Annotated in this window: 23 protein-coding genes and 1 pseudogene; 18 read left to right on the forward strand and 6 right to left on the reverse strand. The window is 68.8% G+C overall.

Features of this window, described 5'->3' with window-relative positions:
- The first annotated feature begins 107 nt into the window (after nucleotides 1-107).
- The 4 genes from ACX25U_RS02610 to ACX25U_RS02625 are packed head-to-tail and all read left to right on the forward strand — an operon-like array spanning nucleotide 108 to nucleotide 3828.
- On the forward strand, nucleotides 108-497 hold the full coding sequence (locus tag ACX25U_RS02610) for a Zn-ribbon domain-containing OB-fold protein (RefSeq protein ID WP_454388679.1): 390 nt from the start codon (nucleotides 108-110) through the stop codon (nucleotides 495-497).
- The gene (locus ACX25U_RS02615) at nucleotides 497-1702 is read left to right on the forward strand and encodes a thiolase family protein (RefSeq protein WP_454388681.1); all 1206 of its coding nucleotides are present in this window, start codon (nucleotides 497-499) and stop codon (nucleotides 1700-1702) included. The genes ACX25U_RS02610 and ACX25U_RS02615 overlap by 1 nt, the downstream gene beginning before the upstream one ends.
- Nucleotides 1702-2865, forward strand: coding sequence for an acyl-CoA dehydrogenase family protein (locus ACX25U_RS02620; RefSeq protein ID WP_454388683.1), 1164 nt, complete (start codon nucleotides 1702-1704; stop codon nucleotides 2863-2865). Before ACX25U_RS02615 ends, ACX25U_RS02620 begins: the two co-directional genes overlap by 1 nt.
- 3 nt (nucleotides 2866-2868) lie before the next feature.
- The gene (locus ACX25U_RS02625) at nucleotides 2869-3828 is read left to right on the forward strand and encodes an acyl-CoA dehydrogenase family protein (RefSeq protein WP_454388685.1); all 960 of its coding nucleotides are present in this window, start codon (nucleotides 2869-2871) and stop codon (nucleotides 3826-3828) included.
- Nucleotides 3829-3882: 54 nt separating this feature from the next.
- On the opposite strand, the gene ACX25U_RS02630 is transcribed toward ACX25U_RS02625, so the two are convergent.
- A complete protein-coding gene (locus ACX25U_RS02630) occupies nucleotides 3883-4716 on the reverse strand; it encodes a TIGR03619 family F420-dependent LLM class oxidoreductase (protein ID WP_454388687.1) in 834 nt (277 codons plus the stop codon).
- A 221-nt stretch (nucleotides 4717-4937) separates the two neighbouring features.
- Between ACX25U_RS02630 and ACX25U_RS02635 the strand changes: the two genes are divergently transcribed.
- The 8 genes from ACX25U_RS02635 (at nucleotide 4938) to ACX25U_RS02670 (ending at nucleotide 14139) form a co-directional block, all read left to right on the forward strand.
- Nucleotides 4938-5156, forward strand: a complete 219-nt coding sequence (locus tag ACX25U_RS02635) for a ferredoxin (RefSeq protein ID WP_454388688.1) — start codon at nucleotides 4938-4940, stop codon at nucleotides 5154-5156.
- Between the two features lie 315 nt (nucleotides 5157-5471).
- A complete protein-coding gene (locus tag ACX25U_RS02640; protein WP_454388690.1) occupies nucleotides 5472-6659 on the forward strand; it encodes a cytochrome P450 in 1188 nt (395 codons plus the stop codon).
- Nucleotides 6660-7144: 485 nt separating this feature from the next.
- On the forward strand, nucleotides 7145-8890 hold the full coding sequence (locus tag ACX25U_RS02645; protein ID WP_454388692.1) for a PEP-utilizing enzyme: 1746 nt from the start codon (nucleotides 7145-7147) through the stop codon (nucleotides 8888-8890).
- Between the two features lie 235 nt (nucleotides 8891-9125).
- Complete coding sequence (locus tag ACX25U_RS02650; protein WP_454388694.1) at nucleotides 9126-10796, forward strand: FAD-dependent oxidoreductase; 1671 nt, start codon at nucleotides 9126-9128, stop codon at nucleotides 10794-10796.
- Between the two features lie 105 nt (nucleotides 10797-10901).
- Nucleotides 10902-11981 (forward strand): zinc-dependent alcohol dehydrogenase, encoded by a 1080-nt coding sequence (locus ACX25U_RS02655; RefSeq protein ID WP_454388696.1) that lies wholly within the window; start codon nucleotides 10902-10904, stop codon nucleotides 11979-11981.
- Between the two features lie 61 nt (nucleotides 11982-12042).
- Nucleotides 12043-13098 carry an LLM class flavin-dependent oxidoreductase gene (locus tag ACX25U_RS02660; protein WP_454388698.1) on the forward strand — a complete coding sequence of 352 codons (1056 nt, stop codon included), beginning with the start codon at nucleotides 12043-12045 and terminating at the stop codon, nucleotides 13096-13098.
- Between the two features lie 92 nt (nucleotides 13099-13190).
- Nucleotides 13191-13622, forward strand: coding sequence for a nuclear transport factor 2 family protein (locus tag ACX25U_RS02665; RefSeq protein WP_454388700.1), 432 nt, complete (start codon nucleotides 13191-13193; stop codon nucleotides 13620-13622).
- A 241-nt stretch (nucleotides 13623-13863) separates the two neighbouring features.
- Nucleotides 13864-14139: a transposase gene (locus tag ACX25U_RS02670; protein ID WP_454388702.1), complete on the forward strand. Its 276-nt coding sequence runs from the start codon at nucleotides 13864-13866 to the stop codon at nucleotides 14137-14139.
- Here the strand turns inward: ACX25U_RS02670 and ACX25U_RS02675 are convergent.
- The 3 genes from ACX25U_RS02675 to ACX25U_RS02685 all read right to left on the reverse strand — a co-directional run bounded on the left by ACX25U_RS02675 (nucleotide 14040) and on the right by ACX25U_RS02685 (nucleotide 18078).
- Entirely contained in the window at nucleotides 14040-14600 is a 561-nt protein-coding gene (locus ACX25U_RS02675; protein WP_454388704.1) for an adenylate kinase, read from the reverse strand. The two genes, ACX25U_RS02670 and ACX25U_RS02675, sit on opposite strands and share 100 nt — an antisense overlap.
- 590 nt (nucleotides 14601-15190) lie before the next feature.
- Nucleotides 15191-16438: an acyl-CoA dehydrogenase family protein gene (locus ACX25U_RS02680; protein ID WP_454388706.1), complete on the reverse strand. Its 1248-nt coding sequence runs from the start codon at nucleotides 16436-16438 to the stop codon at nucleotides 15191-15193.
- A 92-nt stretch (nucleotides 16439-16530) separates the two neighbouring features.
- Nucleotides 16531-18078: an AMP-binding protein gene (locus tag ACX25U_RS02685; protein WP_454388708.1), complete on the reverse strand. Its 1548-nt coding sequence runs from the start codon at nucleotides 18076-18078 to the stop codon at nucleotides 16531-16533.
- Nucleotides 18079-18248: 170 nt separating this feature from the next.
- On the opposite strand from ACX25U_RS02685, the gene ACX25U_RS02690 reads away from it, so the two are divergent.
- The 6 genes from ACX25U_RS02690 (at nucleotide 18249) to npdG (ending at nucleotide 24533) form a co-directional block, all read left to right on the forward strand.
- Entirely contained in the window at nucleotides 18249-19040 is a 792-nt protein-coding gene (locus tag ACX25U_RS02690; protein ID WP_454388710.1) for an enoyl-CoA hydratase/isomerase family protein, read from the forward strand.
- Entirely contained in the window at nucleotides 19037-20668 is a 1632-nt protein-coding gene (locus ACX25U_RS02695; RefSeq protein ID WP_454388712.1) for a class I adenylate-forming enzyme family protein, read from the forward strand. The genes ACX25U_RS02690 and ACX25U_RS02695 overlap by 4 nt, the downstream gene beginning before the upstream one ends.
- Complete coding sequence (locus tag ACX25U_RS02700) at nucleotides 20665-21810, forward strand: hypothetical protein (RefSeq protein ID WP_454388714.1); 1146 nt, start codon at nucleotides 20665-20667, stop codon at nucleotides 21808-21810. The genes ACX25U_RS02695 and ACX25U_RS02700 overlap by 4 nt, the downstream gene beginning before the upstream one ends.
- The gene (locus ACX25U_RS02705; RefSeq protein WP_454388716.1) at nucleotides 21807-22847 is read left to right on the forward strand and encodes a phosphotransferase family protein; all 1041 of its coding nucleotides are present in this window, start codon (nucleotides 21807-21809) and stop codon (nucleotides 22845-22847) included. Before ACX25U_RS02700 ends, ACX25U_RS02705 begins: the two co-directional genes overlap by 4 nt.
- A 2-nt stretch (nucleotides 22848-22849) precedes the next feature.
- Nucleotides 22850-23284, forward strand: a complete 435-nt coding sequence (locus ACX25U_RS02710; RefSeq protein WP_454388718.1) for a hypothetical protein — start codon at nucleotides 22850-22852, stop codon at nucleotides 23282-23284.
- A 544-nt stretch (nucleotides 23285-23828) separates the two neighbouring features.
- Nucleotides 23829-24533, forward strand: coding sequence for an NADPH-dependent F420 reductase (gene npdG / locus ACX25U_RS02715; RefSeq protein WP_454388720.1), 705 nt, complete (start codon nucleotides 23829-23831; stop codon nucleotides 24531-24533).
- A gap of 1148 nt (nucleotides 24534-25681) precedes the next feature.
- Here the strand turns inward: npdG and ACX25U_RS02720 are convergent.
- A pseudogene (locus ACX25U_RS02720) lies at nucleotides 25682-25846 on the reverse strand (pirin family protein); the annotation flags it as partial.
- 117 nt (nucleotides 25847-25963) lie between these two features.
- On the reverse strand, nucleotides 25964-26785 hold the full coding sequence (locus tag ACX25U_RS02725) for a hypothetical protein (RefSeq protein WP_454388722.1): 822 nt from the start codon (nucleotides 26783-26785) through the stop codon (nucleotides 25964-25966).
- Nucleotides 26786-26905 lie beyond the last annotated feature (120 nt).

A 26905-nucleotide genomic window follows, 5' to 3' on the forward strand; every position in this document is an offset into this window, starting at 1 on the left:
CGCTTCACGAATAAACTCTAGTCATCTATCATCCATCCGTCGAGTGTTTCGGTCCCGACGTGACCGTGCCTCGCGTCCACCCACCCCTGCAGATCGGACGGGCAAGGATGCCGAATCAGATCCCCGTCGTCGACTACCTCGAACTCGGCGACCGGCCCCACCTGCGGGCCCATGCGTGCACCGCGTGCGAGGCCCTCTACTTCGACCGCCGAAACGCGTGCGCGAAGTGCTTCGGCACCGAGTTCACCACCAAGCCGCTGGCGAACGAGGGCCGTCTGCGCGCCTTCACCTTCGTGCACCGGGTGAAGAAGCCCTACGTCTCGGCGGTCGTCGATCTCGACGGTGGCGGCGTCGTCAAGGCGAACCTGCTGGGTGTCGACGCCCCCGAGAAGATCATTCCCCGGATGCCCGTGGTCCTGGAGACCTTCGTCGCGGGCACCGACGACGACGGCACCGAGGCGATCGCCTTCGGTTACCGACCGCGAGGAGAGAACTGATGAGCAGCGGCGACGTGTGGATCATCGGCGCATCGATGACGCCCTTCGGGCGCTTCGCCGACAAGGACCTCATCGACCTGGCCTCCGACGCCGCGCTCGGCGCACTGGCCGACGCGGGTGCGAGCATGTCCGACATCGGAGTGCTCGCCATGGGCAACGTCTACGAGGCCAACTCGCACAACGGCCAGCGGCTGCAGAAGCAGATCGGGCAGACCGGCATACCGGTCTACAACGTGGTCAACGCCTGCGCCACCGGCGCGACCGCGGTACGCGTCGTGCTCATGTCCATCGCAGCGGGCGAGTGCGACACCGGCCTCGCCGTCGGTGTGGAGAAGATGGGCAAGATGGGCATGATCGGCGGGGCCGCCAAGCCCCGCGAGGAGAAGAAGGTCTACGAGCCCAAGGGCCGTTACGGATCGGTGCTCAAGACCGAGGGCGTGCTGGGCACCGGGCTCATGCCGGGCGTGTTCGCCCAGGCCGGCATGGAGTACGCGCTCGCCCACGGCGTGACCGCCGCCCAGTTCGCCAAGGTCGCGCAGAAGAACCACGCGCACTCGGTGCTCAACCCGCTCGCCCAGTACCGCAAGGAGTTCTCCCTGGAGGAGATCGTCTCCGCCGAGATGATCTCCTACCCGAACACGCTGCCGATGTGCTGCCCGACCGGCGACGGCGGCGCAGCGGTGGTCCTGGTCTCCGACGCCAAGCTGAAGACCCTGGACCCCGACGTGCGCCGACGCGCCGTCAAGATCTCGGCGTCGGTGCTGACCTCGGACCCCTGGACCGAGTCCGACCAGGTGCAGCCCGACGTCAACACGCTGACCCGGCTGGCCGCCGACGCCGCCTACGAGAAGGCGGGCATCGGCCCCGACGACCTCGACCTGGTCGAGCTGCACGACTGCTTCGCAACCGCGGAACTGCTCCACTACGACAACCTGCGGCTGTGCGAGCCCGGTGGCGCGGGCGACTTCATCGATTCCGGAGCCCCCTGGCGCGAGGGCAGAATCCCCGTCAACGTATCCGGCGGACTGCTGTCCAAGGGGCACCCGCTCGGCGCGACCGGAGTCGCCAACCTCTTCGAGGTCGTCACCCATCTGCGCGGCGAGGCCGGCGCCCGGCAGGTCGAGGGCGCCCGCGTGGGGCTCACCCACGTCATCGGGCTGGCCTCGGCGTGCGCGGTGCACGTCCTGGAAGCGGCGGCCCGCTGATGGCCGCCCCTTCCTCGGTGAGCGTGGCGGCGGCGGGCGAGCTCACGGTCCCGGACGTCCGCGAGCGCTTCGGCCGCTGGCTTGCCGAGCACGCCGAAACCCTCGCCCCCTTCACCGAGCTGCCGACCGACGTCGAGGGGGTGTTCGCCACCCTTTCCCGGCTGCAGCGCCTGCTGTACGAGGCCGGGTGGATCCGGCTCGGCTGGCCCGAGGAGCTCGGCGGGCTGGGCGGAGCGGTCGCGCTCCGCGGAGTGGTGAGCGAGGAGCTGGCCGCCGCCGGGTACCCCCCGCCGTTCTCCTTCGGCACGCAGGAGGTGCTCGGCCCGGCCGTCGCCCGTTTCGCGCCGCCGGAACTGAGCAGCCAGGCGCTGCCCCGACTGCTGCGCGGCGAGGAGACCTGGTGCCAGGGCTTCTCGGAGCCGGGCGCGGGCAGCGACCTGGGGTCGCTGCGGATGCGCGCGGTCGACGAGGGCGACCACTGGCGGGTCAACGGCGAGAAGGTGTGGACCAGCTGGGCCCAGTACGCCGACCGGTGCCTGCTGCTCACCCGCACCGGAAGCCCGGAGTCGGCGCACCGCGGCATCACCGCGCTGTTCGTCGACATGGACACCCCGGGCATCACCGTGCGCCCGCTGGTCGCGATGACCGGCGAAGCCGACTTCTGCAGCCTGTTCTTCGATGACGTGATGGTGCCGAAGGACCGGACCGTCGGCGAGGTCGGCGGCGGCTGGGCGGTGGCGATGTTCATCCTCAGCTGCGAGCGCGGGGTCGCCGCCTGGCAGCGGCAGGCCTGGATGCGCTGGCGGCTCGGGACGCTGGTCGCCGACTCGCCCGGGCTGAGCGACGCCCGGGCGGGTGAGGCCTTCGAGCTGGTCCACGCGCTGCGGCTGCTGTCCCGGCGGACCCTGCGGTCCCTGTCGGACGGTGAGCCGCTGGGCGTGCGGCCCTCGTTCGACAAGCTGCTCATGTCCACCGCGGAGAAATACCTGTTCGACGCCGCCCTGGAGGCGATGCCGGGCACGCTGCTGTTCGGCGACGACGGCCCGGCCCGGGACTGGCGCAACGACTACCTGTACTCGCGCGCCTCGTCCATCTACGGCGGCGCCGCGGAGATCCAGCGCAACATCATCGCCGAGCGCGTCCTCGGCCTGCCGAGGGAGTGAGACGTGGACGACGACGACCGACGGCTACTGATCGACAGCCTGTCCCAGGCGGTCACCGCAGCGGGCCCCGGGGGCCTGCGCGACGCCGTGACCGAGTTCGGCTGGCACGAGCTGCTGGCCGAGGAACCCGCGGTGGCGGTCTCCAGCCTCGCCTCTTTGCAGGGCGAGCACCTCACCGACACAACACTGCTCGACGACGTGGTACTGGCCGCGGCCGGAATCGACGGCCCGGCCCGGGTGGTCTACCCCGACCTGCCTCGCAGCGAGCCCAGCGCGCGGGTCGAGGAGACGGCGCTTTCGGTCACCGGGGTCGTGGCATCAGGCGACGGAGACCGGTTCGTCGTCCCGGCACTGCGCGGTGACGAGATCGTGGTCGTCGAGGCGACCGGCGCCATGGACGACCTGAAAGCCGCCGCGACCGGGCTGGACCCCGACTCCGGCTGGCATCGGGTGGAAGCCGAGCTCGACCTCTCCGGGGCCGATGTGGTCGCCGGGGAGGACGCCGCCGCGCGCTGGGAGGCGATGCGTTCGGCAGGCCACCGTGCGCTCGCCCACGAGCTCACCGCGATCGGCGGGCGCATGCTCGTCGCCGCGGTCGACCATGTGAGCACCCGCGAGCAGTTCGGGCACAAGCTGGGCAGTTTCCAGGCCGTCAAACACGCGCTCGCCGACGTGCGGGTGTGGCAGGAGTGCGCCGGTCTGGCCGCCGACGCGGCGTGGGAGGACGGCCTGCCGGAGTCCGCGCAACTGGCCAAGATCCTGGCCGGGCGCTTCGTACGCACCGCAGCCGCCAACTGCCAGCAGGTGCTCGGTGGCATGGGCTTCACCTGGGAGCACGATTTCCACCGCTACCTGCGCCGCGCCCTGGTGCTCGAACCGCTGCTCGGATCCGCGGCACACCTGCGCATCGGCCTCGGCGCCCGGCTGCGCGCCGGTGGCGTGCCACGGCTCGCGCCGCTGTGACGGACGCTTCCCGTGAACGACTGTGCCGGGTCCTTGGACCCGGCACAGTCGTTGTCAGGTCAGGTGCTCGCGCGCGAAACGCCGCATACCCTCAAGGGCGTCGCGAGAGCGCTGCCACGGCGCGACGAGCACCCGGTCGACGCCGCTCGCCCGCCAGCCCTCCACGTCCACCAGTGGTCCGGGCGGAGCGGCGACCGTCGTCGTCAACCGCCGCTCCGTGCCTGCGGCTCCGGTCAACTCCTCCAATCGAGCCAGGACCGGTGCCACCGACTGCGGAGTGTGGTGCATGCCGATCCAGCCTTCCCCGGACCGAACCGCCCGACGCAGCGCCGCGTCGGACTCCCCGCCCACATGCACGGGGAGCCGCTCCTGCACCGGTTTGGGTTCGAAGGCCACCGGAGGGAACGCGAAGAACTCGCCGCGGTGCTCGGTAACGGGCTCCTCCCAGAGCCGGCGGCACACCTCCAGCGCCTCGTCGAGACGGCGTCCCCGCCCACGGAACTCGACCCCTGCCGCAGCCCACTCCTCGGGCATCCAGCCCGCACCGACACCGAGTTCGACGCGGCCACCGGACACCACGTCCAGTGTCGCGACCGCGCGGGCCCCGATGAAGGGATGCCTGAGGCCCAGTTGATAGATGAACGTGCCCAGCCGGAGAGTCGTGGTGCCGGCGGCGATGGCAGCCAAGTACACCATCACGTCGAAGAGTGGAGTGTCCGGCCGGATGGGCAGCTTGCCATCCGGGTAATTCGACGGGGCCATGCCGATGGGCAGCACCAGGTGTTCCGACATCCACACGGACTCAAAACCCAACCGCTCCGCCTCCTGCGCCACCTCGATCCACTGCCGAGGGGCGACGCGGAGCAGGGAGATCCCGAAGGTGGTCACGATGTCGCTCCAGTCGTCGTCGTTGCAACCTCGGGCGGCAGCGGACCGACTTCCGGTCCGCCTGGCCAGGTCGGCGCGTCGAAAGCCGCCGAACGGCGTGGACCCCCACCGGCGGCCGAGCCGCCCACGGCACCAACAGGTTAAAAAAGTCTAACCATAGGCTATCTAGGTAACGACTTGTTAGCTAGGCTCGGGCAGCCACGAGAGCGAGGAGGCCGCCTGTGCGCGTCATCGTCAAAGGCACCTGCGAGGGCTGCGGCCTTTGCGAGGCCAACGTTCCCGAGGTGTTCCGGATCGAGGGCGACGGGACCGTCCTGGTCATGGTCGATACGGTTCCGGAGCGACTTGAGCAGGACGTACGGGATGCCGTTGACGACTGCCCGACCGAGTCGATCGAAGTGGTATTAGCCTCCTCCCTTCACGGAACCGGACAGCAGTGACCGCCTCCCCTCACCTCGCCGCGGTGAGCGTCACCGCCGCTCCTCGTCAACGGGTCAGCGGGCGACGGCCGGTGGAGCACCTCACGGACCCTCCACCAGGCAGCCGGCCGACGGTCTGCTGACCGACCTTCTTGCCGCGCGTCTGGAAGGGGAGCAGCCCCTGACCGAGGCGGCCATCGCAATCAAGGTCCTTCTCGACTGCTTGGACGACATCACTCTGACAGCGGAGGTGGAAACCATGGTCTATCACCCCAGCTTTGTTCTTCGCGGTCCGCGAGCCCTTCCCATGACGTTCCGGCCCGGGGCGGTGCGGGCATGAAGGACACCACCGAGGAACTGGCTCAGCTGGTCCGGCACTTCGACATCTTCAACGGCGCACACTTCCCCAGGATGCGGGAGGTGACGGAGTACGCCCGGGAGAAGTGTCCTGTGGTCCACAGTTCCGCCAACGGGGGCCTGTACCTCGTTACGCGTTACAAAGAGCTCAAAGAGGTGCTCGCGGACCCGTCCACCTTCTCATCGGTCGAGTCCTCCCCGCTCCCCAGCCCGGTTCCCCTGCCGCCACTGGACGTGGACCCTCCGTTGCACGGGGATTTCCGGAAGTTGCTCAACCGCTACTTCACACGCCCGTACCTGCGTAAGCACGAGACGGTGATGCGGGAGATGGCGCGCAACGCGATAGACGCCTTCGTCGACGAGGGCCGATGCGAATTCGTCAGCGAGTTCGCCATTCCGTTCACCTCGGCGACCGCTGCGAAGATCGTGTTCGACGAGGACGACGAGGTGCGCATGGCACGGGCGGTCGCCGCCGTCGAACGCGTGGCCAAGGAGAACAGCCCAGAAGCGTACCAAGCCGTCGCGGCACTCGCCGCCGAGTACATGGCGGAGCGGCAGAACCCGTGCGATGACCGCGATGGCCTGATCGCGGCCATCGCACGGGGTGAGGTGGACGGCCGCCCCCTGACGACCGAGGAACGCATCGGGATAGTCACCGTGCTGTTCATCGGAGGACTGGACACCACCCGCGCCGCGATCGCCAATATCGCAGCGAGCGTGGCAAGGCATCCCGACCTGGAAGCCAGATTGCGGGACCCGAAGTGGGTCCGCAACGACCTGGACGAGTTCCTGCGTTTCGAGTCCCCGGTGCTGGCACTGCGACGCCTGGTCACCAAGGACTGCACCCTCGGAGACACCCCCCTGAAGGCCGGGGACATAGTGATGCTCCTCTTCGCCTCCGCCAACCGGGACAAGAACCAGTTCCAGGATGCCGACCGGCTGAACTTCACCGAGCGCAACGGCGGACACCTGGCGTTCGGCTTCGGCATCCACCGTTGCATCGGGGCCACTTTGGCCCAGCTCCAGATCGAGATCGCCTTCGACGAACTGTTCAAGCGCATCACCAACCTGCGCCTCGAAGACCCCGACTCCGGCCCTCAGTACGAAGCCGGAGCAGTATTCGCCCCGACCAGCCTGACCCTCGCATTCGACCCGGTCGCCGGGTAAGTCCGGCCATTCCCACATCCGGAAGTGGCGCCGCCAGAGCCCGTCGGCGATGGCTGTCACTCACTGTCGCAGTCATGACAGGAGTGAGCTGTTGCCGCCGGGCCTGGAGCCCCGGCCGGCCACTGAACAGCCTCTGGTGGCCCTGGTTCCGACTCGATACCCGCTTCCATCGCATCGACCTAATGGTCGTGGACCAAATAATGTCTGGGCGAGGTCGCGATCACGGTTACCTCTACTCGAAGTCGCAGACGGGCAACGTCTGGACCTGCTTGTCCATGCGTTTCTACGCAGAAGTGCGCACTCGACCGCCCTGACGCGCCCGCTACGCACGGGAGCATCCGATCCGCGCACGGATAAAGCATCTGTCTATTGACAAATAATTTGGCACACAACTAGATTGTGATCCACAACACATCCTGAGGCATCAGGCGCAGCGCCGTGCGGTCATGCGGCGAGCACTGAAGGCCGGTAAGGGGAGGCCGTAGATGGTTGATATCCGCCGTCCATGGGTGGTCGACAACGGACTGAGTGAGCGTTTTCCGGTGTACACCCGCGGGAACGCGGGAGAGGTCGCCGGCATGGTCGCCTCGCCGCTGCAGCAGACGACCATCAGCGGCTGGCTGTCCGAGACCGCGTGGCGCAAGGCGCTGGTGGACTTCGGAGCGTTCGACGAGAGCGAGTTCCGTTCGGACGATCTCGACATCCTGGGTGTCGTGCACGGGTACATCTATATGAATCTGTCGATTCAGCGGGTCTTCGGCGTACGCATGCCGGGCGCCAGCGCGGAATTGATGGACCGGACGTACCTCGGCGACAGCAAGGGCGCCCCGCCGTACGAGCCTCAGCCCGAGGACGGTGCGTCGCAATACACCGAGCGCATCCTGAAATCCATCGAGCGCGTCTTCTCCACGGAATCACGCCCGGACCTGGACGAGGACGCCGAGGCGGCGGCCGAACTCCGGGCACGGCGCCCGGGCTATTCGGCCCTGACCAACAGCGACCTCCTCGCTTACTATGCGAAAGTCTGGGAGGAGCACGTCGCGGGGTTCCTGCACAAGCACTTGCTGATGATCTACGAGTCCTCCGTGGTCACCGGCCTGCTGGAGGAAGCCCTCGCTCCCTTCGAGGACCCCACTCTGGCGGTCCGGTTGATGGGCGGCTGGGGCGGGGTCGCATCTGCCGCACCCTCGACGGGGCTGTGGGAGCTCGGTCGGCTCGTAGCCGCGTCCCCTGAACTGACAGCCGAATTCGACAGCGATCCCAAAGGGGCCTACCAGCGGCTCCGCACCAACGGTGACGCTGTCTCACAACGTTTCGTCAAGGCCTTCGAGGATTTCCTGTTCGAGTTCGGTTCGCGTTCGACGCAGGAGTGGGACGTGTTCCCGCCCACCTGGGAGACCCACCCCGAGATCGCCCTCGGACTCGTCGAACGGATGCGTCTGCTGCCCGAGGACAAGGCTCCGCACCGGACAGCCCCTCGGGTACGCGAGGAGCGGGAGGCGCTCACCGCTCAACTCCGCGCACGCTTGGCGGGCCAGCCGGAGCAGCTGGGCAAGCTCGAGATGGCACTCAAGGCGCTGTCCGTGTGGATGCCCGCGCGTGAGCTGAGCAAGACCAATTTCATTCGCGCCCTGCACGAGGCTCGGCTGCCTCTGCGCGAGATCGGCCGCCGATTCACCGAATCGGGTGTCCTGGAGTCGATCGACGACTTGTCCTTGCTCCGCCTCGACGAAGTCGAAGCAATGCTCGGTGACCCCGACTCCGCGGTCGGGCTCATCACCGAGCGCAAGGCCTGGAAGGAAGAGCTCGAATCCCTTGAACCTCCCTTCGTAGTGGTCAGCGGCGAAGTGCCGCCGGCCACCGAATGGGCGAAGCAGTCGGCTCCTTCGACGCTGCCACCGGTACGGCCGGGCGACATCCTGACCGGCCTGGGAGCGTGCTCCGGCTCGGCGACAGGGATCGCACGCGTGATCAACGACCCTGCGGAGGCAGAGGAACTGGAGCCGGGGGAGATCCTGGTCGCACCTGAGACGGACCCCGGCTGGACACCGCTGTTCACCACCTGCGCCGCTGTCGTCGTCAATGTCGGCTCGCCGCTCAGCCACGCTGCGATCGTCAGCCGTGAGCTGGGCATCCCTTCCGTTCTGGGAGTCGACCAGGCCACCAAGCGGATCAAGACCGGAACGATGATCACCGTGAACGGAACCGCCGGCACGGTGACAGTGCACTGACACCACCAGGCCATCCAGCGATCCGGTCGGATCCGAGAGCCCTTGGGCGAGAACATTCGGGACTGACCGGTGGAGCAAGCACCACGCCGGGTGCTGGAGAGATCCGTGGATCTCCCCAGCACCCGGCGGCCCCTCGGATTGCGCTTCCACGGAGCTGATCAGCAACCGAGAAGTGGCTCGACAGCACACCGGACTACAGATCATTCCGCGACTCGGCCGGATGAAGGGAAACGCTGTGCACACCAATGGGTCGGCACCGAGTGACAACACCTACGATCTCATCTGCGTCGGTTCGGGAGCCGGTGGGCTGACCGGTGCCATCACGGTCGCCGAGCACGGTGGCCGCGCCCTTGTGGTCGAAGCGGACACCCGCCTTGGCGGCGTCACCGCACTGTCGGCGGGCCAGGTCTGGCTTGGCGCCACCCGGGCCGAGCGGGAGCTGGACATCGAGGACAGCGTCACCGACACTCTCGCCTACCTCCAGTTCCTCTCCTCCGGGCTCGCGGACGAGGAACTCCAGCGCTCCTATGTCGAGCGGGGCGACGAGGTCATCGAGTTCCTCCGGGACAAGGCCGGCGTCCGGTTCGAAGTGGTGCGTGACTACCCCGACTACTTCTTCCCCGATGCGCCGGGTTCCAAGGCGGAGGGCCGTTATCTGGAGGTCGCTCCGTTCGAGGCAGCCAGGCTGGGCGAACTGAGGGATCGTTTCGTGGGCCCGTCGCCCTTCGGCAGCGACCTGGTCGGTACACCGGATCTCGTCGCGGCAGGCGGCGACCCCACCGAAATCGCCGCCGCGGTGGAGCGGCACATCTCCCGGGGAGAGCTCTGTGCGGGCGCGGCACTCTCGGCCAGCCTGGTACTGGCGGCGGGCGAGCGCAACGTCGAGATGCGCACCGAGACACGTGCTGTGCGGCTGATCCGTGAGAACGGGCGGATCACAGGTGTGGAAGTCGAGACAGAGGACGGCAGGGAAATCCTCCGTACGCGGGCCGTTCTGCTCGCGACCGGCGGCTACGACTGGAACTCGGAATTTGTGCGCTCGTTCGAGCACCTTCCGCGCCTGGACAGCATGGCGCCCACCACCGTCTCAGGCGATCACATCACGATGGCCACCGAGATCGGGGGCATGGTCGCGTCGGCGCGACCGGAGTGCACTCCACTGAACCTCGGCTTTCACATTCCCGGCCACGAGCGCGACGGACTGCCCTTGTTCCAAGGGCTCGCCGGCGCCAAGCCGGGCGGCATCATCGTCAACTCCGCGGGACAGCGCTTCGCCGACGAGTCGTTCTATCACGACATCAACTCGGCGTTCTCACGGTACGACGGCATCGAGCAGAGGAGGCCGAACCAGCCTGCCTGGTTGGTGTTCGACGCTGCCTGCCTCGCCACCTACGGGCTTCAGACGCTCCCGCCCGGTCAGCCGCTGCCCGAGGGACTCGCCTCGGAGGCCGGCGATCTGCGGTCATTGGCCGGGGCAGCGGGTATCGACGCCGACGGCCTGGTGGCCACGGTCGAGAGGTTCAACGGTTTCTGCGCGGACGGGGTGGACGAGGACTTCGGGCGCGGCAGGCTCCCCTGGAGTCAGCGCTTCGTCGGCGATATGCGCATCAAGCCCAACTCCTGCCTCGGTCCGCTGGCCGAACCGCCCTTCTACGCCATTCCTCTCACGCCGGTCGGCACGTCGCTCGCCACCGCCGGTTTGAAGGTCGACTCCCAGGGGCGGGTGCTCAGCGCGAGGGGCGAGGCGATCGAAGGCCTGTACGCGGCCGGCAACGCGGCAGCCCGGATGGACGTCACCGGCTACCAGAGCGGTATCGGCAACGCCCGCGGACTGCTGCTCGGTTACCTCGCCGCCCTCGACGTGAACGCGGCAAAGGAGCGTCAGGCTGCCGGAACGGCCGCATGATCAACAGCACGACCGGGCGTTGACGTGCCCTGCGGCAGCGGTGGCCGAAGGCGGCATGTGCATCGATGACCGGAGTCCCGGACAGGTACGGCGAAGGAGCAGCGTGTGATCGCGGAAAGCGATGCCGTGCGTCAAGGTGTCATCCAAGCAGGGCTCATCACGGCACCAGGTCGGTTCGAGCTGGTTGAGTTCGAGGTCTCCGAGCCTGGCCCGCGGCAGGTCTGTGTTGACATCAGCTTGTGCGGGCTCTGCGTCGCCGAGGTCAAGGCATACCGCTCCGGCAGCGGACACGGGCCGAGTCTGTGCGGGCACGAGTGGGTGGGCCGGGTCTCCGGGGTGGGGAGCGAAGTCCGTGATGTGACGCCCGGCGAGAGGGTCGTCATCGCTGTGCCCGAACCCTGCGGGGATTGTCCGGCGTGCCGGGGCGGGCGGGCGCAGTTCTGCGGGACGGTCATGGCGGTGGCCAGAGGCCGTGATCGGCATGCGCCGCCGCACGGTGGCTTCGCCCGGTCGATCACCGTCGCGGACTACCGTGTGCTGCCGGTCCCGCCGGGCCTGTCCGATGTGGCAGCGGCCATGGTCGAGCCGTCGGCGATTGCCTTGCACGGTGTCTCACGCAGTGCGATCACCCTTGGCGACACGGTCGTAGTACTCGGCGGCGGCCCGATCGGGCTGTTCGTGCTCCAGTGGGCTCGTGTGGCGGGGGCCGCCAGGGTCCTCGTTGTGGAGCCGTTGGAGGAACGCCGTGCCAAGGCGGAGGAACTGCACGCGGACTTCGTCGCGCCTCCCGATGGTTCCACGCAGAAGCTCCTCGACGACCTCACCGGCGGGGCCGGAGCCGACGTCGTATTCGACTGTGTGGGCGAGGACGGCGCTGTCCAGCAGGCTGTCGACCTCGCACGGCCGGGAGGCGGTGTCGTGATCCTCGGCGATGCGCAGACGGCGACGATCTCCCCCAGGCTCTGGCTCGCCAAGGAAGTCTCCGTCATCGGATCAGCCGGTTATGCGCGCAGCGACCTCGAGCGAGCCATGGAGTTCATGGCGTCGGGTCGGGTGCTCGCGGAGCCCGTGCACACCCGCACGGTCGCGCTCGATCAGGTGGAGGCGACGTTGCGGGAAATGGCTGACGGTACATCACGGGACATCAAGGTGCTGGTCGACCCCCGTCGGCCGCAGCGCTCCTGATCACGGTGCTCACCCAGCGCACGACAAAGTACGGCATTATTCCGAGGAGGTTCGCGGTCATATGAAAATCGGACTGCGTTACGACATGCGCGCCCCCGATCTGGGGCCCTCTTCTGCAGCGCCCGGCGCCCTTTACGCGGCGGCAGTGGAGCAGTGCAGGTGGGCTGACGGCCAGGGTTTCGAGACTGTCTATCTGGCGGAGCACCATGGCGCCGAGGACAACTACTGCCCCTCCCCCCTTGTTCTCGCAGCGGCGATCGCCGGGAGCACCAAAAAGATCGATCTGCATTTCTCGGCTCTCTGCATCACGATGCATCACCCGCTGCGGTTGGCGGAAGACCTGGCGGTGCTGGAGCTGATCGCGGGCTCCGGGCGCATCCTGATCACAGCCGGTATCGGTTACCGACCCCACGAGTTCGAGATGTTCGGGGTGGACTACCCGAAGCGTGCGGCGATATTCGAGAACCACCTGGAAGTACTGCGCCAGGCATGGACGGGCGAGGAGTTCGAGTACGAGGGCAAGACCGTACGGGTAACGCCCAAGCCCGCCACTCCGGGTGGCCCGGTCATCCATATCGGGGGTAATGCCAAGCCTTCGGCACGACGCGCCGCCCGACTCGGCCTGGGATACCGGCCGGCCACCGAAGAGCTCTACCACTATTTCGAGAGTGAATGCGAGCGACTCGGCCGCCCGGCCCCGGAACCGTTTCCCCGGCACGGTCCCGCCTTCGTCCATGTCACGGAAGACCCCGAGCGGGCTTGGTCGCAGTTGGCACCGCACCTCATGCACGCCAGCAACCTCTATGCGCAGTGGGCTCGCGAGCGGGGAAACGTCCAGGTGAACGGTTACTGGAAGACCCTGTCGAACATCGATGACCTCAAGGCCGACCCGGACATGTGGGTGATCACGCCGGAGGAGTGCCTCAAGCGCTGCCGGGATCTGGATCCGGACTACGAGCTCCGCATGCACCCGCTGCTGGGCGGACTGCCACCAGAGCTCTCCTGGCAGAGCCTCGAACTCTTCGCGAGCCGTGTTCTCCCCCAACTGGAAGCAGAGGGCCTGCGCGGCCAGGCGCGAACGGCCTCTCCCGGCTCGGCGGGACAGGCCGCCCGGTAGGTGGACACGAAATCCGGAGACCGCCGGCGATGGGATGGAACGACGAGCCACCCACCGCGGGCTCAGTAACGACGACGAAGGGAAGAATCGCCATGGCCTCAAGGGACGCAATAGTCGTCAAAGGGACTCTGGGCCTGCTGGCCGAGGAGGGCATGAAGGGAGACCTCGCCGACATGGGTCCGGCCGAGCAGGCGGATCCGTTCCAGGAAGACATCGCCGTTCACGAGGCCGAGAGCCTGCCCTACGGCGGTGACTGGAAGGGCCGGGAAGGGCTCCGGAACCTGATGGACACCATTGGGTCGATCACCGAACTGGCCCCGACCGACATCGAGGTGTTCGACGCCGGCGACGGCATTGTCATCACTCGTCAGACGGCCAACTTCACCTCGAAGTCGACCGGTGCCACTCTGAGTGTCCCGATGGTCGAGATCTACACGATGGTGGACGGGAAGATCCAGGACATCGACGTCTACTACAAGGACACCAAGGCGATGGTGGACCTCTTCTCCGCTGCCTCGGACTGAGTCGCGAGGGGCCGGCGGAGCGGGCCCCTGAGGCTGGAGTCCGACTGGGCCGCCGCATTCAAGGGGATTCCCATCCCATGAATGCGGCGGCCCTGGACGTCGTCGTTCCCTGCGACCGACGCCCAGGGGCACTGCATGATCGCGATGTGTCCGGTACATCGGGCTGAGGCATGATGAGGCTTCCCCTTGTGACCGGACACTTGGAGACTGGGCCATGAGATCCCGGAGGAAGTAGCGCCCGGTGGGAAGCAAGTTCAGCAAGCGGTACACGGAGGAGTTCAAGCGCGGCGTCATCGCGCTCGTCGACTCCTCGGGCCGCACGGTCACCGAGGTTGCCCGGGAAACCGGGGTCAGCCCCGAGGCCCTGCGCGGCTGGTACAAGCGGGCCAAGGCCGACCGGGGCGAGGGTGCTACCGGTCACTCCACTCGGTGGCGGTACGGCAGGGCGCCGAGCACTCGGCCGGTGATCTCCTCGACCGGTCCGACGGCCTGGACCGTTCGCAGGAGGCCGGCGTAGTGCTCGAGCAGCGGGGCTGTTTGGGTCCGGTAGACCTGCTGCCGACGCCGGATGACACCCTCGGTGTCATCCGGACGCCCGCGGCCCAACAGCCGCTCCACCACCACGTCCTCGGGGACGGTGAGCTCCACCACGGTGTCGAGTCCGGTTCCCGCTTCGGCCAGCATGCCGGAGAGCTCCTCCGCCTGTTCGACAGTGCGCGGGAAGCCGTCGAGGAGGAAGCCACGCCGCGCGTCCGGCTCGCCGAGCCGCTGGCGGACCATGCCGTTGGTGATGTGGTCGGGTACCAGCTCGCCCCCGTCGAGGTACTGCTTCGCCTCCTGGCCGAGCGGGGTCTGCCTTCCGACGTGCTCCCGGAACAGATCGCCCGTGGAGACGTGGGGGATGTCGAGTTTCCTGCTCAGGACTGCGGCCTGGGTGCCCTTGCCCGCACCGGGAGGGCCGACGAGAACGATTCGCATCAGCGGGGCGTGCCTTTCTGTCGCTGTGGATGGCTGCCGCGCCGGAGGCCGGCGAGAGACCGCGGTCGTTACGAGAGTGCGGCCGGGCGGTTGGATGCACGGCCGCTCTCCGGCGCGGTGAAGAACGGCCGGATCAATGGGAGCCGTCCTTCGCACGGCTGTGGATGTGGCAGAACGGTCCGTCTGGTCGAGTAGGCGCATCGGGCCGCTGGTCCGTGCGGCAGCGCGGGTCCGGCGAGCACCGCACGCAGCCGGTCGACGCCGATCCGCCCGCAGTCCGAGGCGACGTGAGGCACGCGCCGTGCTCGTGACGGTGCTCGGGGGCCGGGCCAGGTCGACGGCTGCCTTCCTCCTGGGCCGGAGCAGGCCTGGAACCCGACGCGGGTAGCGGCGGCCCGCAGGCCCACCATCACGGCCCTGGCCGGTAATTCACGGGTGTTCAGCAACACGCGCGACCCTCCAGAGCTGCTCGGCATCCAGCGGACATCGAAATCCGTGGCCGGTCCGGTGAAGTGGCCGAATGAGGGGCTGAACGACAGGCGCAGTCCCGATCACCGCCACGTGGTCGGCACTCGGCCCTCCTGTCCCTCTCAGCCGTCGCCGTTCGGGGACTGCGCGATCGCCGGCTCCTTCGGCAGCCCGAGCACGCGCTCGGCGATGATGTTGCGCTGGATCTCGTCGGTGCCACCGCCCAACCGGAAGCCGGGGACGCCGAGCACGAACTCCGCCCAGGCGAAGGTGCCCCACTCGCCGGTGTCGGTGAGCAGTTTCGGCCCGAGGGCGACGCTGACGAGGTCCGCGAGAGCGGCCAGGTTCTGCGTCAGTGCGAGCTTCGACAGCGACATCTCCGCTCCCGGGGCCTTACCGGCCTTCGCGGCGGCCTCGGCACGGGCGCGCATCTCCTTGGCCGCGACCACGCCCGCGTGGAGCCGGGCATAGGCCTGCCGCACCTCCGGGTCGTCGGTACGGCCGAGTTGCCGGAGCATCGCGACCAGGCGTTCCATCCGGAACAGTCCGCTGCCGCCGCCGGCTGCGCCGCCGATCGCACCGCGCTCGTGCAGGAGAGTCGCCACCGCGACCTTCCAGCCGCCGTCGATGTCGCCGAGGCGGTAGGCGTCGGGGACGACGACGTCGTTGAGGAAGACCTCGTTGAAGTCGGCGCCGCCGGTCATCTGGCGCAACGGGCGGACCTCGACGCCGGGGGCGTGCATGTCGATCACGAAGGCGGTCAGGTTCCCGTGCCGTGGCGAGGGAGAGGTCCGGGCCAGCAGCAGGCCGACGTCGGAGAAGTGCGCGCCGGAGGTCCAGACCTTCTGCCCGCTGATCACCCAGTCGTCGCCGCGCCGGGTGGCCCGGGTGGAGACGGCGGCGAGGTCGGAGCCCGCGCCGGGTTCGCTGAACAGCTGGCAGCCGACGGAGTCACCACGGTAGATCGCGCACAGCCACCGCTTGACGGCCTCCGGCGAGCCGAACTGCGCCAAGGTGGGGCCGACCATACCCAAGCTGACCCCGAGCGGGGATCGGGACGGGGTCTCGTAGTCGCGTTCCAGCCGCAGGTAGGCCTGCTCATATCGCCGGGGCAGGCCGCGCCCGCCGAGCTCCACCGGCCCGGTGATCCAGCCGAACCCGGCGTCGAAGACCGTCCGCCGCCATTTGCGCGCCTCCTCGGCCTCCTCGACCGTGGCACCGCGGAACAGGCTCACACGGTCGTCACCCTCACCCCATGCCTCCCCGGTCCCGCGGCCTCGACGCGGGCGCGCGGCACGGTCGAGGAAGACCTTCGCCTCCGCGCGGAACTGTTCGAGATCGGGGGTCTGCTGCTGTGGTTTCTCGGGCACGCCCGTCCCCTTCCGAAGCACAGATATACTTGTAAGGTAGATATTTCATAAATAGAACTTATGTGAAAAACAGCGCGTCGATCCGGCCCGCCTTACGCGGAAGGGCGCGCCGTCTGCTGGTCCACCCAGTACGGCCTGCGCAGCGCCCGCTTGTTGATCTTCCCCATGCCGCTGCGACCCAGCGACGGCACGACCTTCGCACCGCGCGGGCACTTGTAGTGCGTGAGCCGCGCCCTGCAGTACTCGATCAACTCGCGCTCCGTCGGCGGGCAGGCCGGGTCGACCGGCACGACGAGCGCCACGAGCCGCTCACCCATCTCCGCGTCCGGCACCCCGATGCACGCGACGTCGGCGACGGCCGGATGCGTGGCGAGCACCTGCTCGGACTCGGCCGGGTAGATGTTGACCCCGCCGGAGACGACCATGTCCGAGAACCGGTCGGTGATGTAGACGTAGCCGTCGTGGTCGATGTAGCCGATCTCGCCCAGGGTGAAGACGCCCGGCTCGGCACCGTCGCCGGACTGCCCGTGCGAGCCGTGGTAGACGATGCCGTGGCCGGTGGTGTCGCGGAAGTACAACGGACCCTCCGTCCCGGCGGGAGCGTGCTCGCCACGGGCGTCGAGCACGAACGCCTCGAACGGCGCGATCGGGCGCCCCACGGACCCGGGGCGCTCCAGCCACTCCTTCGCGCTGATCACGCAGGTGGATCCGACCTCGCTGGCCCCGTAGCTCTCCCAGACCAAGGGGCCCCACCAGTCGATCATGGCTCGCTTGACGTCGGCCGGGCACTTGGCGCCGACCTGGAGCACATAGCGCAGCGACGAGGTGTCGTAGCGCGCCCGCACCTCGTCGGGGAGGGCGAGCAGTCGCCGGAAGTGGGTGGGCACCATGATCGAGGAGCCGATTCCGTCCCGTTCGATCGCCGCGAGGACCGTCTCGGCGTCGAAGCGGCCGAGCACCGTCACCGGCGCCCCGCCGATGAAGAGCCGGGTTCCCGCCAGGGGGCCGCTGTGGTACATGGGGCCGACGATCAGGTGCCGCCCGTGCTTCAGCATCGAGCCGGAGCGCAGCCGTTGCACGTGCTCGGCGACGTCGGCGCCCCCCACGAACGACGTGGGGGGCAGTTCCACTCCCTTGGGACGGCCGGTCGTGCCGGAGGTGTAGACGAGGGTGGGGCGGGGCTGCGCGTCGGTGGGTGGCTCGGCGTCGGACGCGGCTGCCAACCACTCCGCCCAGTCGACGACGCCGGGGGTCCCGTGAGCGCCGTCCCAGCCGATCACGGTGTCGATACCGGCCTCACGTGCGGCCTGCAGGCCGACCTGAGCCGTCCGCCCGTCGACGAACACCGCCCGGGCGCCGGAGTCGGTCAGGATGTAGGCCGCCTCGGCCGCGGTGAGGTGGAAGTTCACCGGCACGGCCGAGGCCCCGGACAGAGTCGCCGCCGCGTAGGCGAGCACAGTCGTTGCGGAGTTCTCGGCGAACACGGCGATGCGCCGGGCCGGGCCGAGTTCCAACCCGAGCAGCGCATTGACCGCCGGCCGGAGCACGTCGTCGACCTGGGCCCAGGTCAGCTCCGTCCTGGCATCCCGTACCGCGATCTCCGTCGGCCGCGAAGCGGCGAACCCGGCTGCGAACGTCAATCCGATCACCTCGTCGTCCCACTACGGACGGCCGCCGAGTGGCGCGGCCAGAAAAAGAACTCTACACATCGACTATCTATGACACAACGTCTATGCTGAGTCCCCGCAGGCATGGTCTGATACGCCAGTCACCTGCCCAAGCCGAAGAGAGAAAGGGCTTGTGCGACGCGATGACGCGCTACGAGTCAGTGGAGTTGATCAGAAGCGGTCCCGTGGGCGAACTCCGGCTCTCCCGCCCGGACCTGCAGAACAGGTTCGACGGGGTCCTGCTCGGCGAGCTCGGCGGGGCGCTTGAGGAGCTGGGCGCCGACACCGAGGTGCGCGCGGTCGTGCTGTCCTCCACCGGGAAGCACTTCTCGGCCGGCGGCGACACCGAGGCGATGCTGAGCGCCAATGCCGACCTGCAGGTCCTGCTGGCCCAGGTGGACGAGGGCCGTCGGCTGTTCCGCACGTTCGCGGATTTCCCGAAGCCGCTCGTCGCCGCCGTGCACGGCCATGTGTTCGGAGTGGCCACCAGCCTGGCCCTGACCGCGGACGCCGTCGTGTCGACCGCCGGAGTGAGGATCTCCGACCCGCATGTGCACCTCGGGCTGGTCGCGGGGGACGGCGGCTGCGTCACCTGGCCGGCGAGCCTCCCGCTCATCCGGGCGAAGCGCCACCTGCTCTGGGGGGAGCCGCTGCTCGCCGAGGACGCCCACCGGCTGGGCATGGTCACCGAGCTCGCGGAGTCCGCCGACGCCGTCCGCCCGCTGGCCCTGGAACTCGCGCAGCGAGTGGCCGCCCTTCCCCCGGTGGCGGTCCAACTCACCAAGCGGGCCCTGAACAAGGTACTGGCGGCCCGCGTCGACGAGGTGTTCGACACCGCGTTCTACCTGGAGGCGATCAGCGCCTCCACCGCCGACCTGCGGGAGGCGGTCACGGCGTTCAAGGAAAAGCGCCCCGGCGTCTGGAGCGGGCGATGAGCGCGCCCCGAGCCGGAACCCGGCTCGCCGACCTGTGGGGCACCGAGGTCGTGGACACCGGCTACGCCGGCCACCCGGGCCTGGTCCTGGAACCGCGACCGACCTCGCCGGCCGCGATGCTCACCGGGGTGGAGCGCTGGGCGGACCGCTGCTTCCTGGTGCAGGGCGAGCGCCGGATCTCCTTCGCGCGGTTCCTCGGCGCCCTGGAGCCCGCGGCCGCCGACCTGGCCGACCGCGGCGTCCGGGCGGGCGACCACGTACTGATCCTGGCCTACAACAGCCCGGACTGGGTCCTGGCCCTGTGGGCCGCCTGGCGGGTCGGCGCGGTGCCGGTGCTGGGCAACCGGTGGTGGAGCGCGGGCGAGATCGACCACGCGCTGGAGCTGACCCGTCCCGCTCTGGTGATCACCGACCTGCCCGACGCCGCGAGCCGCGGCATCACCGACGCGATCGCACCCGCCGATCTGACCCACGCCTTCGACGCCACGCCCGCGGGCGACCTCGACGCGGTCCTGGCCGGCTTCCCGAAGCCCGACGAGGACGCCCCGGCGCTGGTCATCTTCACTTCCGGCAGCTCGGGCGCGCCCAAGGGCGTGGTGCTCTCGCACCGCTCGGTGATCGCGAACCAGCACAACCTGCTGTCGCGCTCCGGCCGCCTGCCCAGGGATCTTGCCGAGGACGCCCCGCAGCCGGTCACCCTGGTGTGCACTCCGCTGTTCCACATCGGCGGGGTCTCGAACCTGATCACCAACCTGATCATCGGCGGGAAGCTGGTGCTCAACGCGGGCAAGTTCGACGCGGGGCAGGTGCTGAAGCTCATCGAGACCGAGCGGGTGCAGAGCTTCGGCGGCGTCCCCACGATGGCCATCCGGGTGCTGGAGCACCCGGACTTCGAGTCCCACGACCTGTCCAGCCTCCGTTCGTGGCCGCTCGGCGGGGCGCCCGTGCCGGCCAGCCTGCTGGATTCGATGCGCCGCAAGCTGCCCCAGCTGGAACGCCGCGGCCTCGGCAACACCTGGGGGATGAGCGAGTCCGGCGGCTTCCTCACCGTTGCCGGCAACCGCGACCTGGCACAGCGCCCGGGCACGGTCGGTCGGCCGTACCCGGTGGTCGAGCTGCGGATCGCCGATCCCGACGAGACCGGAAGCGGGGAGATCCTGGTCCGCAGCCCCACCGTCATGCTCGGCTACCTCGGGCTCGACGACGGAACCGTCGACGCCGAGGGCTGGCTGCACACCGGGGACCTCGGGCACATCGACGGCGACGGGTACCTGTTCCTGGACGGTCGCAGCAAGGACATCGTCATACGCGGCGGCGAGAACATCGCCTGCGCACACGTCGAATTGGCCCTGGCCCAGCACCCGGACCTGACGGAGGTCGCCGTGTTCGGCGTGCCGCACCCCGACCTGGGCGAGGAGCTCGCCGCGGTCGTGGTGCACCGCCCGGGCACCGCACCGACGGAGGAGGAGCTGCGCAAGCACCTCACCGGCACGCTGGCCTACTTCGAGATCCCCACTCGCTGGCGCATCCAAGCCGAGAAGCTGCCGACCCTGGCCGGCGAGAAGACCGACAAGAAGGCGCTCCGCGCGACGTTCGCGGACGCCGAGCACCGAGCAGAGCGAGGATGACGACGATGGTGCGGCTGAGTCCCCCCGACGAATACTTCACCCACCAGGTTGCCTACCCGCACGCCATGGTCGGGTCCAGCGACCCGAGCTGGCGGGAGCGCTACTGGGTCAGCATCCAGGACACCGCCGGCAAGGACACGGTGCTCACACTGGGGCTGGGCCAGTACCCCAACCAGGATGTCCAGGAAGGCTTCGCGGTACTGTCCACGGGCGGCCGCCAGCACAACCTCCGCGTCGCCCGGGCGCTGGCTCCGTACAACGACCGCATGCACGTGGGGCCGTTGCGAGTCGAGGTGGTCAAGCCCTTCGAGGAACTGCGGTTCATCCTGGACGAGAACCCCTCCGGCGTGGCCTTCGACATCACCTGGACCAGCGCCCTGGAGCCGGTCCTGGAGGGGCGGCACTTCGAGGTCAGCCGGACCCGGGTCACCTACGACGCCATCCGCTACGTGCAGCTCGGCCGCGCGGGCGGCACCCTGGTCGCCCCCGGCCGCGAGTACACCCTCGACCCCGAGACCTGGTGGAGCGAGCGCGACCACTCCTGGGGCACCCGCCCGCTGCCCCGCGCGCAGGGCGCACCCCCCGGCGAACGGCCGGAATGGCGCATGCTGATGTTCTGTCCGCTGCAACTACCGGACTTCGGCCTGCACTTCTACCTGAAAGAGGCCGAGCCCGGCCGCCCGCTCCACCTGTCGGCCGCCATCTCCCGGCCACGGGGCACCACGGGCGAGGACGACCTGATCGTCGGCGTCGACCACGACCTGCGCTGGGTCGAAGGCGCCCCGGCCCCCACCCTGGAGGGCGGCCGGATCACCCTGACCCTGGACAGCGGCAAGCAGCTCGACTTCGACCTCACCGCCCAGCCAGGACGGGCCCACCTGCGCGGCGGCGGCTACGAGGGCTGGAACGGCTGGTTCCAGGGCTATTGGAAGGGCGAGGACAGCCTCGAGCACGAGGTCTGGGACCTGACCGACCGGGACCAGTTCTACCGTTACGCCAAGGCGGGCAGCGACCACCTCGTCGAGGTCCGGCACGAAGGCCGGACCGGCTACGGAGTCATGGAGTACATGGTGCTGCCGGGCTACCCGCGCTACCAGGAGGCCATCCCGCCCCGGCCCGCGACACGGGGCGGTGACCGGTGAACGCGCCCGCAACGGAACCGAAGGCCGAGGAGATCGCGGCGGCACTGCAGGACTTCCTGCACCGCCGGCTGCCGGACGGTGCCGCCCCGCAGGTCACCGGGCTACGCCGTTCGGGCACCGGCAGTTCCCGGGAGAACTGGCCGTTCGATGCCGCCTGGACCGTCGACTGCGAACGGCTCACGCACCGGCTGCTCATGCGCCGCGACCCTCCCGCCGCCGTCGTGGACACCGGGCGCGACAGGGAGTTCCGGCTGCTCCAGCGGCTCGCCGACACTTCCGTCCCCGCACCCGAGGTGCACTGGCTCGACGACACCGGCGAGTTCCTGCTGCGCCCCACCATGATCGTCAGTCGGTACGAAGGAGCCGCACACCGCGCGGTGCTGCGCTCCACCGACCCCCTTCACCTCGGCGAGGAAGGGCGCCTCGCGCTGGCAGGACGGATGTGCGAGGTACTGGCCGAACTCCACCGCGTCGACGTCGACACGACCGGCCTGCGTGCCGAGTTCGACGATCCGGGAGCCAACCCCGCCGAGCACGAGCTGACCCGCTGGGAGCGTGAGCTCGACGCCCAGGAGCTCGAACCCCAGCCCGTACTGCGGCTCGCCGCGGCCTGGCTGCACGACAACCTTCCCTCTCCCCCGCGGCACACCGTGCTCGTGCACGGCGACTTCCGCCCCGCGAACGTCCTGGTGCGCGACGGGGTCCTGGACGTGCTGCTGGACTGGGAGCTCGCCCACCTGGGCGACCCGCTCGACGACCTGGGCTGGTACACCGCCCCGCTCTACCGTCGTGAGCACTTCATCAGCGGCCGGTGGGAACCCGCCGACTTCCTGCACCGCTACACCGAGCTGACCGGTACCGAGGTCGATCCGGCCGCGCTGCGGTTCTGGCAGGTCCTGTCCACCTTCCGGCTGGCGGTCATCGCCCTGACCGGCGTACGGAACTTCTGCGAGGGCACCAGCGACCGCCCCGCCGCACCGGCCGACGCGGTGATCCGGCAGGTCCTCACCGCCATACTCGAAGCGGAAGGAACGTGACCATGCGCCCCACTCCAGCCGAGACGATCGCCGGCGTCCGCCGGATCCTGCGCGACGTCGTCGAACCGGAGGTCGGCTCCGAGTACGCCCGCAGCCGACTACGGGAAGTGCGTGCCGTGCTCGCCCAGATCGACTGGGACGACGCGGCCCTGCACCTTCGCCGCCAGAGTGACACCATGCTCGAGTTGCTCGCCGAGACGCGCGCGTGGATCGACGCCGACCCGGCCCGAGCACGCGAGTTCGCCGACGTGGACCTGCAGCCACCCGCCCCGGCCCGCGGGACGGAGTCCTTCGCCGAACTCAACTCCATCCGGGCTCGGTGCGGGGAGCTACTCGCGAACGTCGCCGACCGGCTCGCCGTCTGGACCCGCTCCCACCCCGAGAATCCCGATGGGCGCGAGCTCCTGATGCGCTTGATGCGTCACATGCCCGCTTGACAATCGTCGACTGCAGTTCCCCTCGTAGCGAGGATGACCTGGATCAAGGAGTTCACACGGGCCATTCCTCGACCACGACCGAGTACACCCTCTGGTCCGGTAGCGGCCCGGCTCGCTCGTGCCCCGGATCGGATCACCGACCACCGTCATCGCGGTTCTCCAGCGTTGTTTCGGTCGGTCGTGTCGCTGAGGAGGTCGATCGTTGATGCGTTTGATGTTGCCGGTGTGGGGCCAGATGTAGGCCCTGGCCACGGATCACTCTACGCAAGGGCACCGACGAGCACGGTGAGGAGGTCGGCCACACTCGGCGACCCCGCCTACGACTTTGCCCGGATCCAGGAGATGATCCCGGAGACCCACCGGGACGGGCACCGGATCCGGGCCTGCCCAAGGCGTCGTCAACCTGCAGGCTCCGGCGGTGCCTTGCCGAAAGCTGCCTGATCAAGCTGTGGCGCAGAGATACCGGGGTGTGGTGCCCTCGCTTCCAGGGCCGGCCCAGAAACCCCAATTACATGAGCAGACGACTACTTGGCAGGATCTCCGTATGACTACGTCCGATGCAGTGACAACCGCCCCCAAGCACGACCCCCACGACCTTCCGGATGTCTCCGGCCTGGTCGTCGGAGTCCTCGGAGGCACCGGCCCGCAGGGCAAAGGCCTCGCCTACCGCCTGGCCCGCGCCGGCCAGCAGGTCGTCATCGGCTCCCGTGCCGCGGACCGGGCCGAGGCCGCCGCCGCCGAGTTGGGCCAGGGCATCCGCGGCGCCGACAACGCGGGCGCAGCCCGGCAGAGCGACGTCGTGATCGTCGCCGTGCCCTGGGAGGGTCACGGCGCCACCCTGGAGTCGCTCCGCTCCGAGCTGACCGGCAAGATCGTCGTGGACTGCGTCAACCCACTTGGCTTCGACAAACAGGGCGCCTACGCCCTCAAGCCCGAGGAGGGCAGCGCCGCCCAGCAAGCCGCCGCCCTGCTGCCGGACTCCACGATCACCGCGGCTTTCCACCACCTCTCGGCGGTGCTGCTGCGGAACCCGGAAATCGAGAAGATCGACACCGACGTGATGGTGCTCGGCGACGACCGGACCGCCACCGACATCGTGCAGGCCCTGGCCGACCGTGTCCCCGGCATGCGCGGCGTCTACGCCGGACGGTTGCGCAACGCCCACCAGGTGGAATCCCTGGTCGCCAATCTCATCTCGGTCAACCGCCGCTACAAGGCCCACACCGGCCTGCGCATCACCGACGTCTGAGCCCGCACGGACGTGGCGGCTCCAACAACCACTACCCCACGCTGTGGACCTATGAGGACCTGCCGGGACCCCGCATCGGTGGTGCTGACGGTCGCGACCACCTCGGATGCGCGGCCACCGCCTCGGACTTCAGGTCGGGTACCTTCACCCCCGCCCAGGCTCGGTCTTCCGCTCCGCCGGTCTTACACGCGAGGGCCCGCCCCCTTCACCAGGGACGCTGTTGGCGAACGCGGGTTCTTGCTTCACCCCGCCGGGTGCTATCCGGCGGGGCGAAGTGCTGACAGGTGGCTGGTGCGGGTTGGGCCGGGGGGTGTTCGGTGAGGTGGGCGTCGATGCGGGCGAGGTTGATCACGGCTCAGGGGGGCTGGTGTCGGAGGCTGATCTTGGCCAGGCCCCGGTAGCGGGATCTGCGCAAGCCGTGGGCGAGGACGGCTGAGGTTCTGGGCTTCAGTTCCTCGAGCATGGGCGGAGACGGGGACAATGAGGAATAGAGTCGGCTGGTCCGGGCCCGGCGGGGCATCGCCTGCGGTGGCGAGCACGCAGGAGCCGGCCCAGCATCCGGCGTCTCGGCGCGAGCAGCCGGTGACCAAGATCCGGACCGTTCCCGGGCCAGCCGTCCACTACTTGTCGCGGTCATGACCATTTCCGCTGGTCAACCTACATCCGATCTCTGTGCCACCAGCAGACGAAGAACCTGCTGTTGGCGCTCAGACGCAGTACTGAGACGCAGCACTGCGCTCATCGGGCCAAGAAGATCGGCGCTCACCAGCCGGCAACTACGGCACTCAAAGCTTGTCGACTCTCCACAACAGGACACGGCGAGCGTCACGTTCACGCGCCGGCGGGCGGCGCAACCGTCCGTCAGGTCAGCACTCGTCCGGCCGCTATCGATCCCGCAAAGACCGCCATGTGCTACAGAGCTGCGAGAGCGCCCCAACCGCACCTGACGGAATATCAGCAAAGTCAGCATCAGGTCAGCAAAAGCACTGCCACAGCTGCCCACAGACGGCCACACCATGGAAGCGCCCGCCACCCCCGCTCAGGTCCGCAACCCGCTCAGCCGTCCTCCCGCGAGCGATCGAAAAGTGGGAGGCAGCACCCAACCGCCTCCCGCCCGCCGGCCGCCGACGCTCAGACGTTTCCGCAGGTCAGCGCACCCTTCCCCGGGGTTTCAACGGGACCGGCGGGAGCTCCGGAGCGGGCAGCGGAGCGCCGTTGTACCCCTTCACCTCGCCGAACCGCGACCCTTCCATCCAGTCCCGGCGGGCCTGCACGATCTCCTCCTGAGACCGTCCGATCCAGTTCCAGAACATGGCGGACCCTGCCTGCATCAGTGCAGGTCAGCGGCGTTCCGGAGTGTGCCAGTGACCTTGTGTAAGTCCTTGGTGGTCACTCGGCGTTGAGTCGGTCCTCGACGTACAGACCCGATGTCAAGTGAACCGAGCGTTGCTGATGTCGATGGAGACCATTGTCTGGTCCAGGATCGGGCGGTTGTCCGCATCGCTCCGGTAGGCCCGGCGTTTGGTGGGCAGGCGGATCCCGTCCGCTTCCACCGTGTCGTAGACGTACTGTGCTGCGGCGAACCCGCCTGCGATGTCGACGTGATAGTCATGCCGACGCAGCAGATGGTCGGGGCCGAAGTAGAAGTCCTGTCGAGTGCTGTGGCTGGCGATATCGGGCGGGAAGGTGGCGCGCAATCCGCGCCAGAGTTCGTCTCCCTCCCGCCATGGTTCGATTTCGGTGACGGTGAAGCCGGGCATCGACAGCAGGAAGGGCGTGGTGAGATACGTCCACAGGGCGTATCCGTTGAAGTAGGCGCGGTCCAGCGGGTCCCAGGGGGTGCTGAGGTCGTGGCCCGTGAACGACTTCCGCGGTTCGTTGCGTTCGGCCACGACGCGTCCGTCGAATTTTTCGATGCTGATTCGGTCGGCCGTGAAGTCGGTCTTCTGGTCGGGCGCGCCGAACGGCAGCACGGAGGCGCGCTGCTCGTGCAGCCAGACGGTCATCTCCCGGGGCGTGGGGTCCTGTGGCATGCCCTTGATGACGAACATGTCGCCACCGCTGACGATGGTGGCGCGGACCACGGTGAGTGCATTCCAGCGGTCGAGGCCACCATGGGTGTCGAGGACCTCTGCGAGCAACGTGTTCATGTCGGTCTCCTGCTCGGTCGTGCTGGGCGATGTCCGCGGGCGCATCGATTGGACGGCCCGGCTCGTCGGCGAGCTTCGGTGAACGCCCGCGAGGTTGGCCAAAGCATGCAGGAGAGGCCCCGGTTGATCACTCCGGCACCGGTACCGCGTCTGTACTCGGCTTTACCGACTGAGGGAGCCCGTGAACCGGCTCTGACCTGCGGCGATTCATAGACTACAGGT

It is taken from the genome of Streptomyces sp. JNUCC 63 (assembly GCF_054366325.1).

Excerpts from the sequence above, each read along its gene's own strand:
- ACX25U_RS02675 (WP_454388704.1), bottom strand. The coding sequence starts at position 14,600 with ATGCGAATCGTTCTCGTCGGCCCTCCCGGTGCGGGCAAGGGCACCCAG.
- ACX25U_RS02665 (WP_454388700.1), top strand. The coding sequence starts at position 13,191 with ATGGCCTCAAGGGACGCAATAGTCGTCAAAGGGACTCTGGGCCTGCTG.
- ACX25U_RS02710 (WP_454388718.1), top strand. The coding sequence starts at position 22,850 with ATGCGCCCCACTCCAGCCGAGACGATCGCCGGCGTCCGCCGGATCCTG.
- ACX25U_RS02645 (WP_454388692.1), top strand. The coding sequence starts at position 7,145 with ATGGTTGATATCCGCCGTCCATGGGTGGTCGACAACGGACTGAGTGAG.
- ACX25U_RS02695 (WP_454388712.1), top strand. The coding sequence starts at position 19,037 with ATGAGCGCGCCCCGAGCCGGAACCCGGCTCGCCGACCTGTGGGGCACC.
- ACX25U_RS02610 (WP_454388679.1), top strand. The coding sequence starts at position 108 with ATGCCGAATCAGATCCCCGTCGTCGACTACCTCGAACTCGGCGACCGG.
- npdG (WP_454388720.1), top strand. The coding sequence starts at position 23,829 with ATGACTACGTCCGATGCAGTGACAACCGCCCCCAAGCACGACCCCCAC.
- ACX25U_RS02615 (WP_454388681.1), top strand. The coding sequence starts at position 497 with ATGAGCAGCGGCGACGTGTGGATCATCGGCGCATCGATGACGCCCTTC.
- ACX25U_RS02660 (WP_454388698.1), top strand. The coding sequence starts at position 12,043 with ATGAAAATCGGACTGCGTTACGACATGCGCGCCCCCGATCTGGGGCCC.
- ACX25U_RS02700 (WP_454388714.1), top strand. The coding sequence starts at position 20,665 with ATGACGACGATGGTGCGGCTGAGTCCCCCCGACGAATACTTCACCCAC.
- ACX25U_RS02690 (WP_454388710.1), top strand. The coding sequence starts at position 18,249 with ATGACGCGCTACGAGTCAGTGGAGTTGATCAGAAGCGGTCCCGTGGGC.
- ACX25U_RS02620 (WP_454388683.1), top strand. The coding sequence starts at position 1,702 with ATGGCCGCCCCTTCCTCGGTGAGCGTGGCGGCGGCGGGCGAGCTCACG.
- ACX25U_RS02640 (WP_454388690.1), top strand. The coding sequence starts at position 5,472 with ATGAAGGACACCACCGAGGAACTGGCTCAGCTGGTCCGGCACTTCGAC.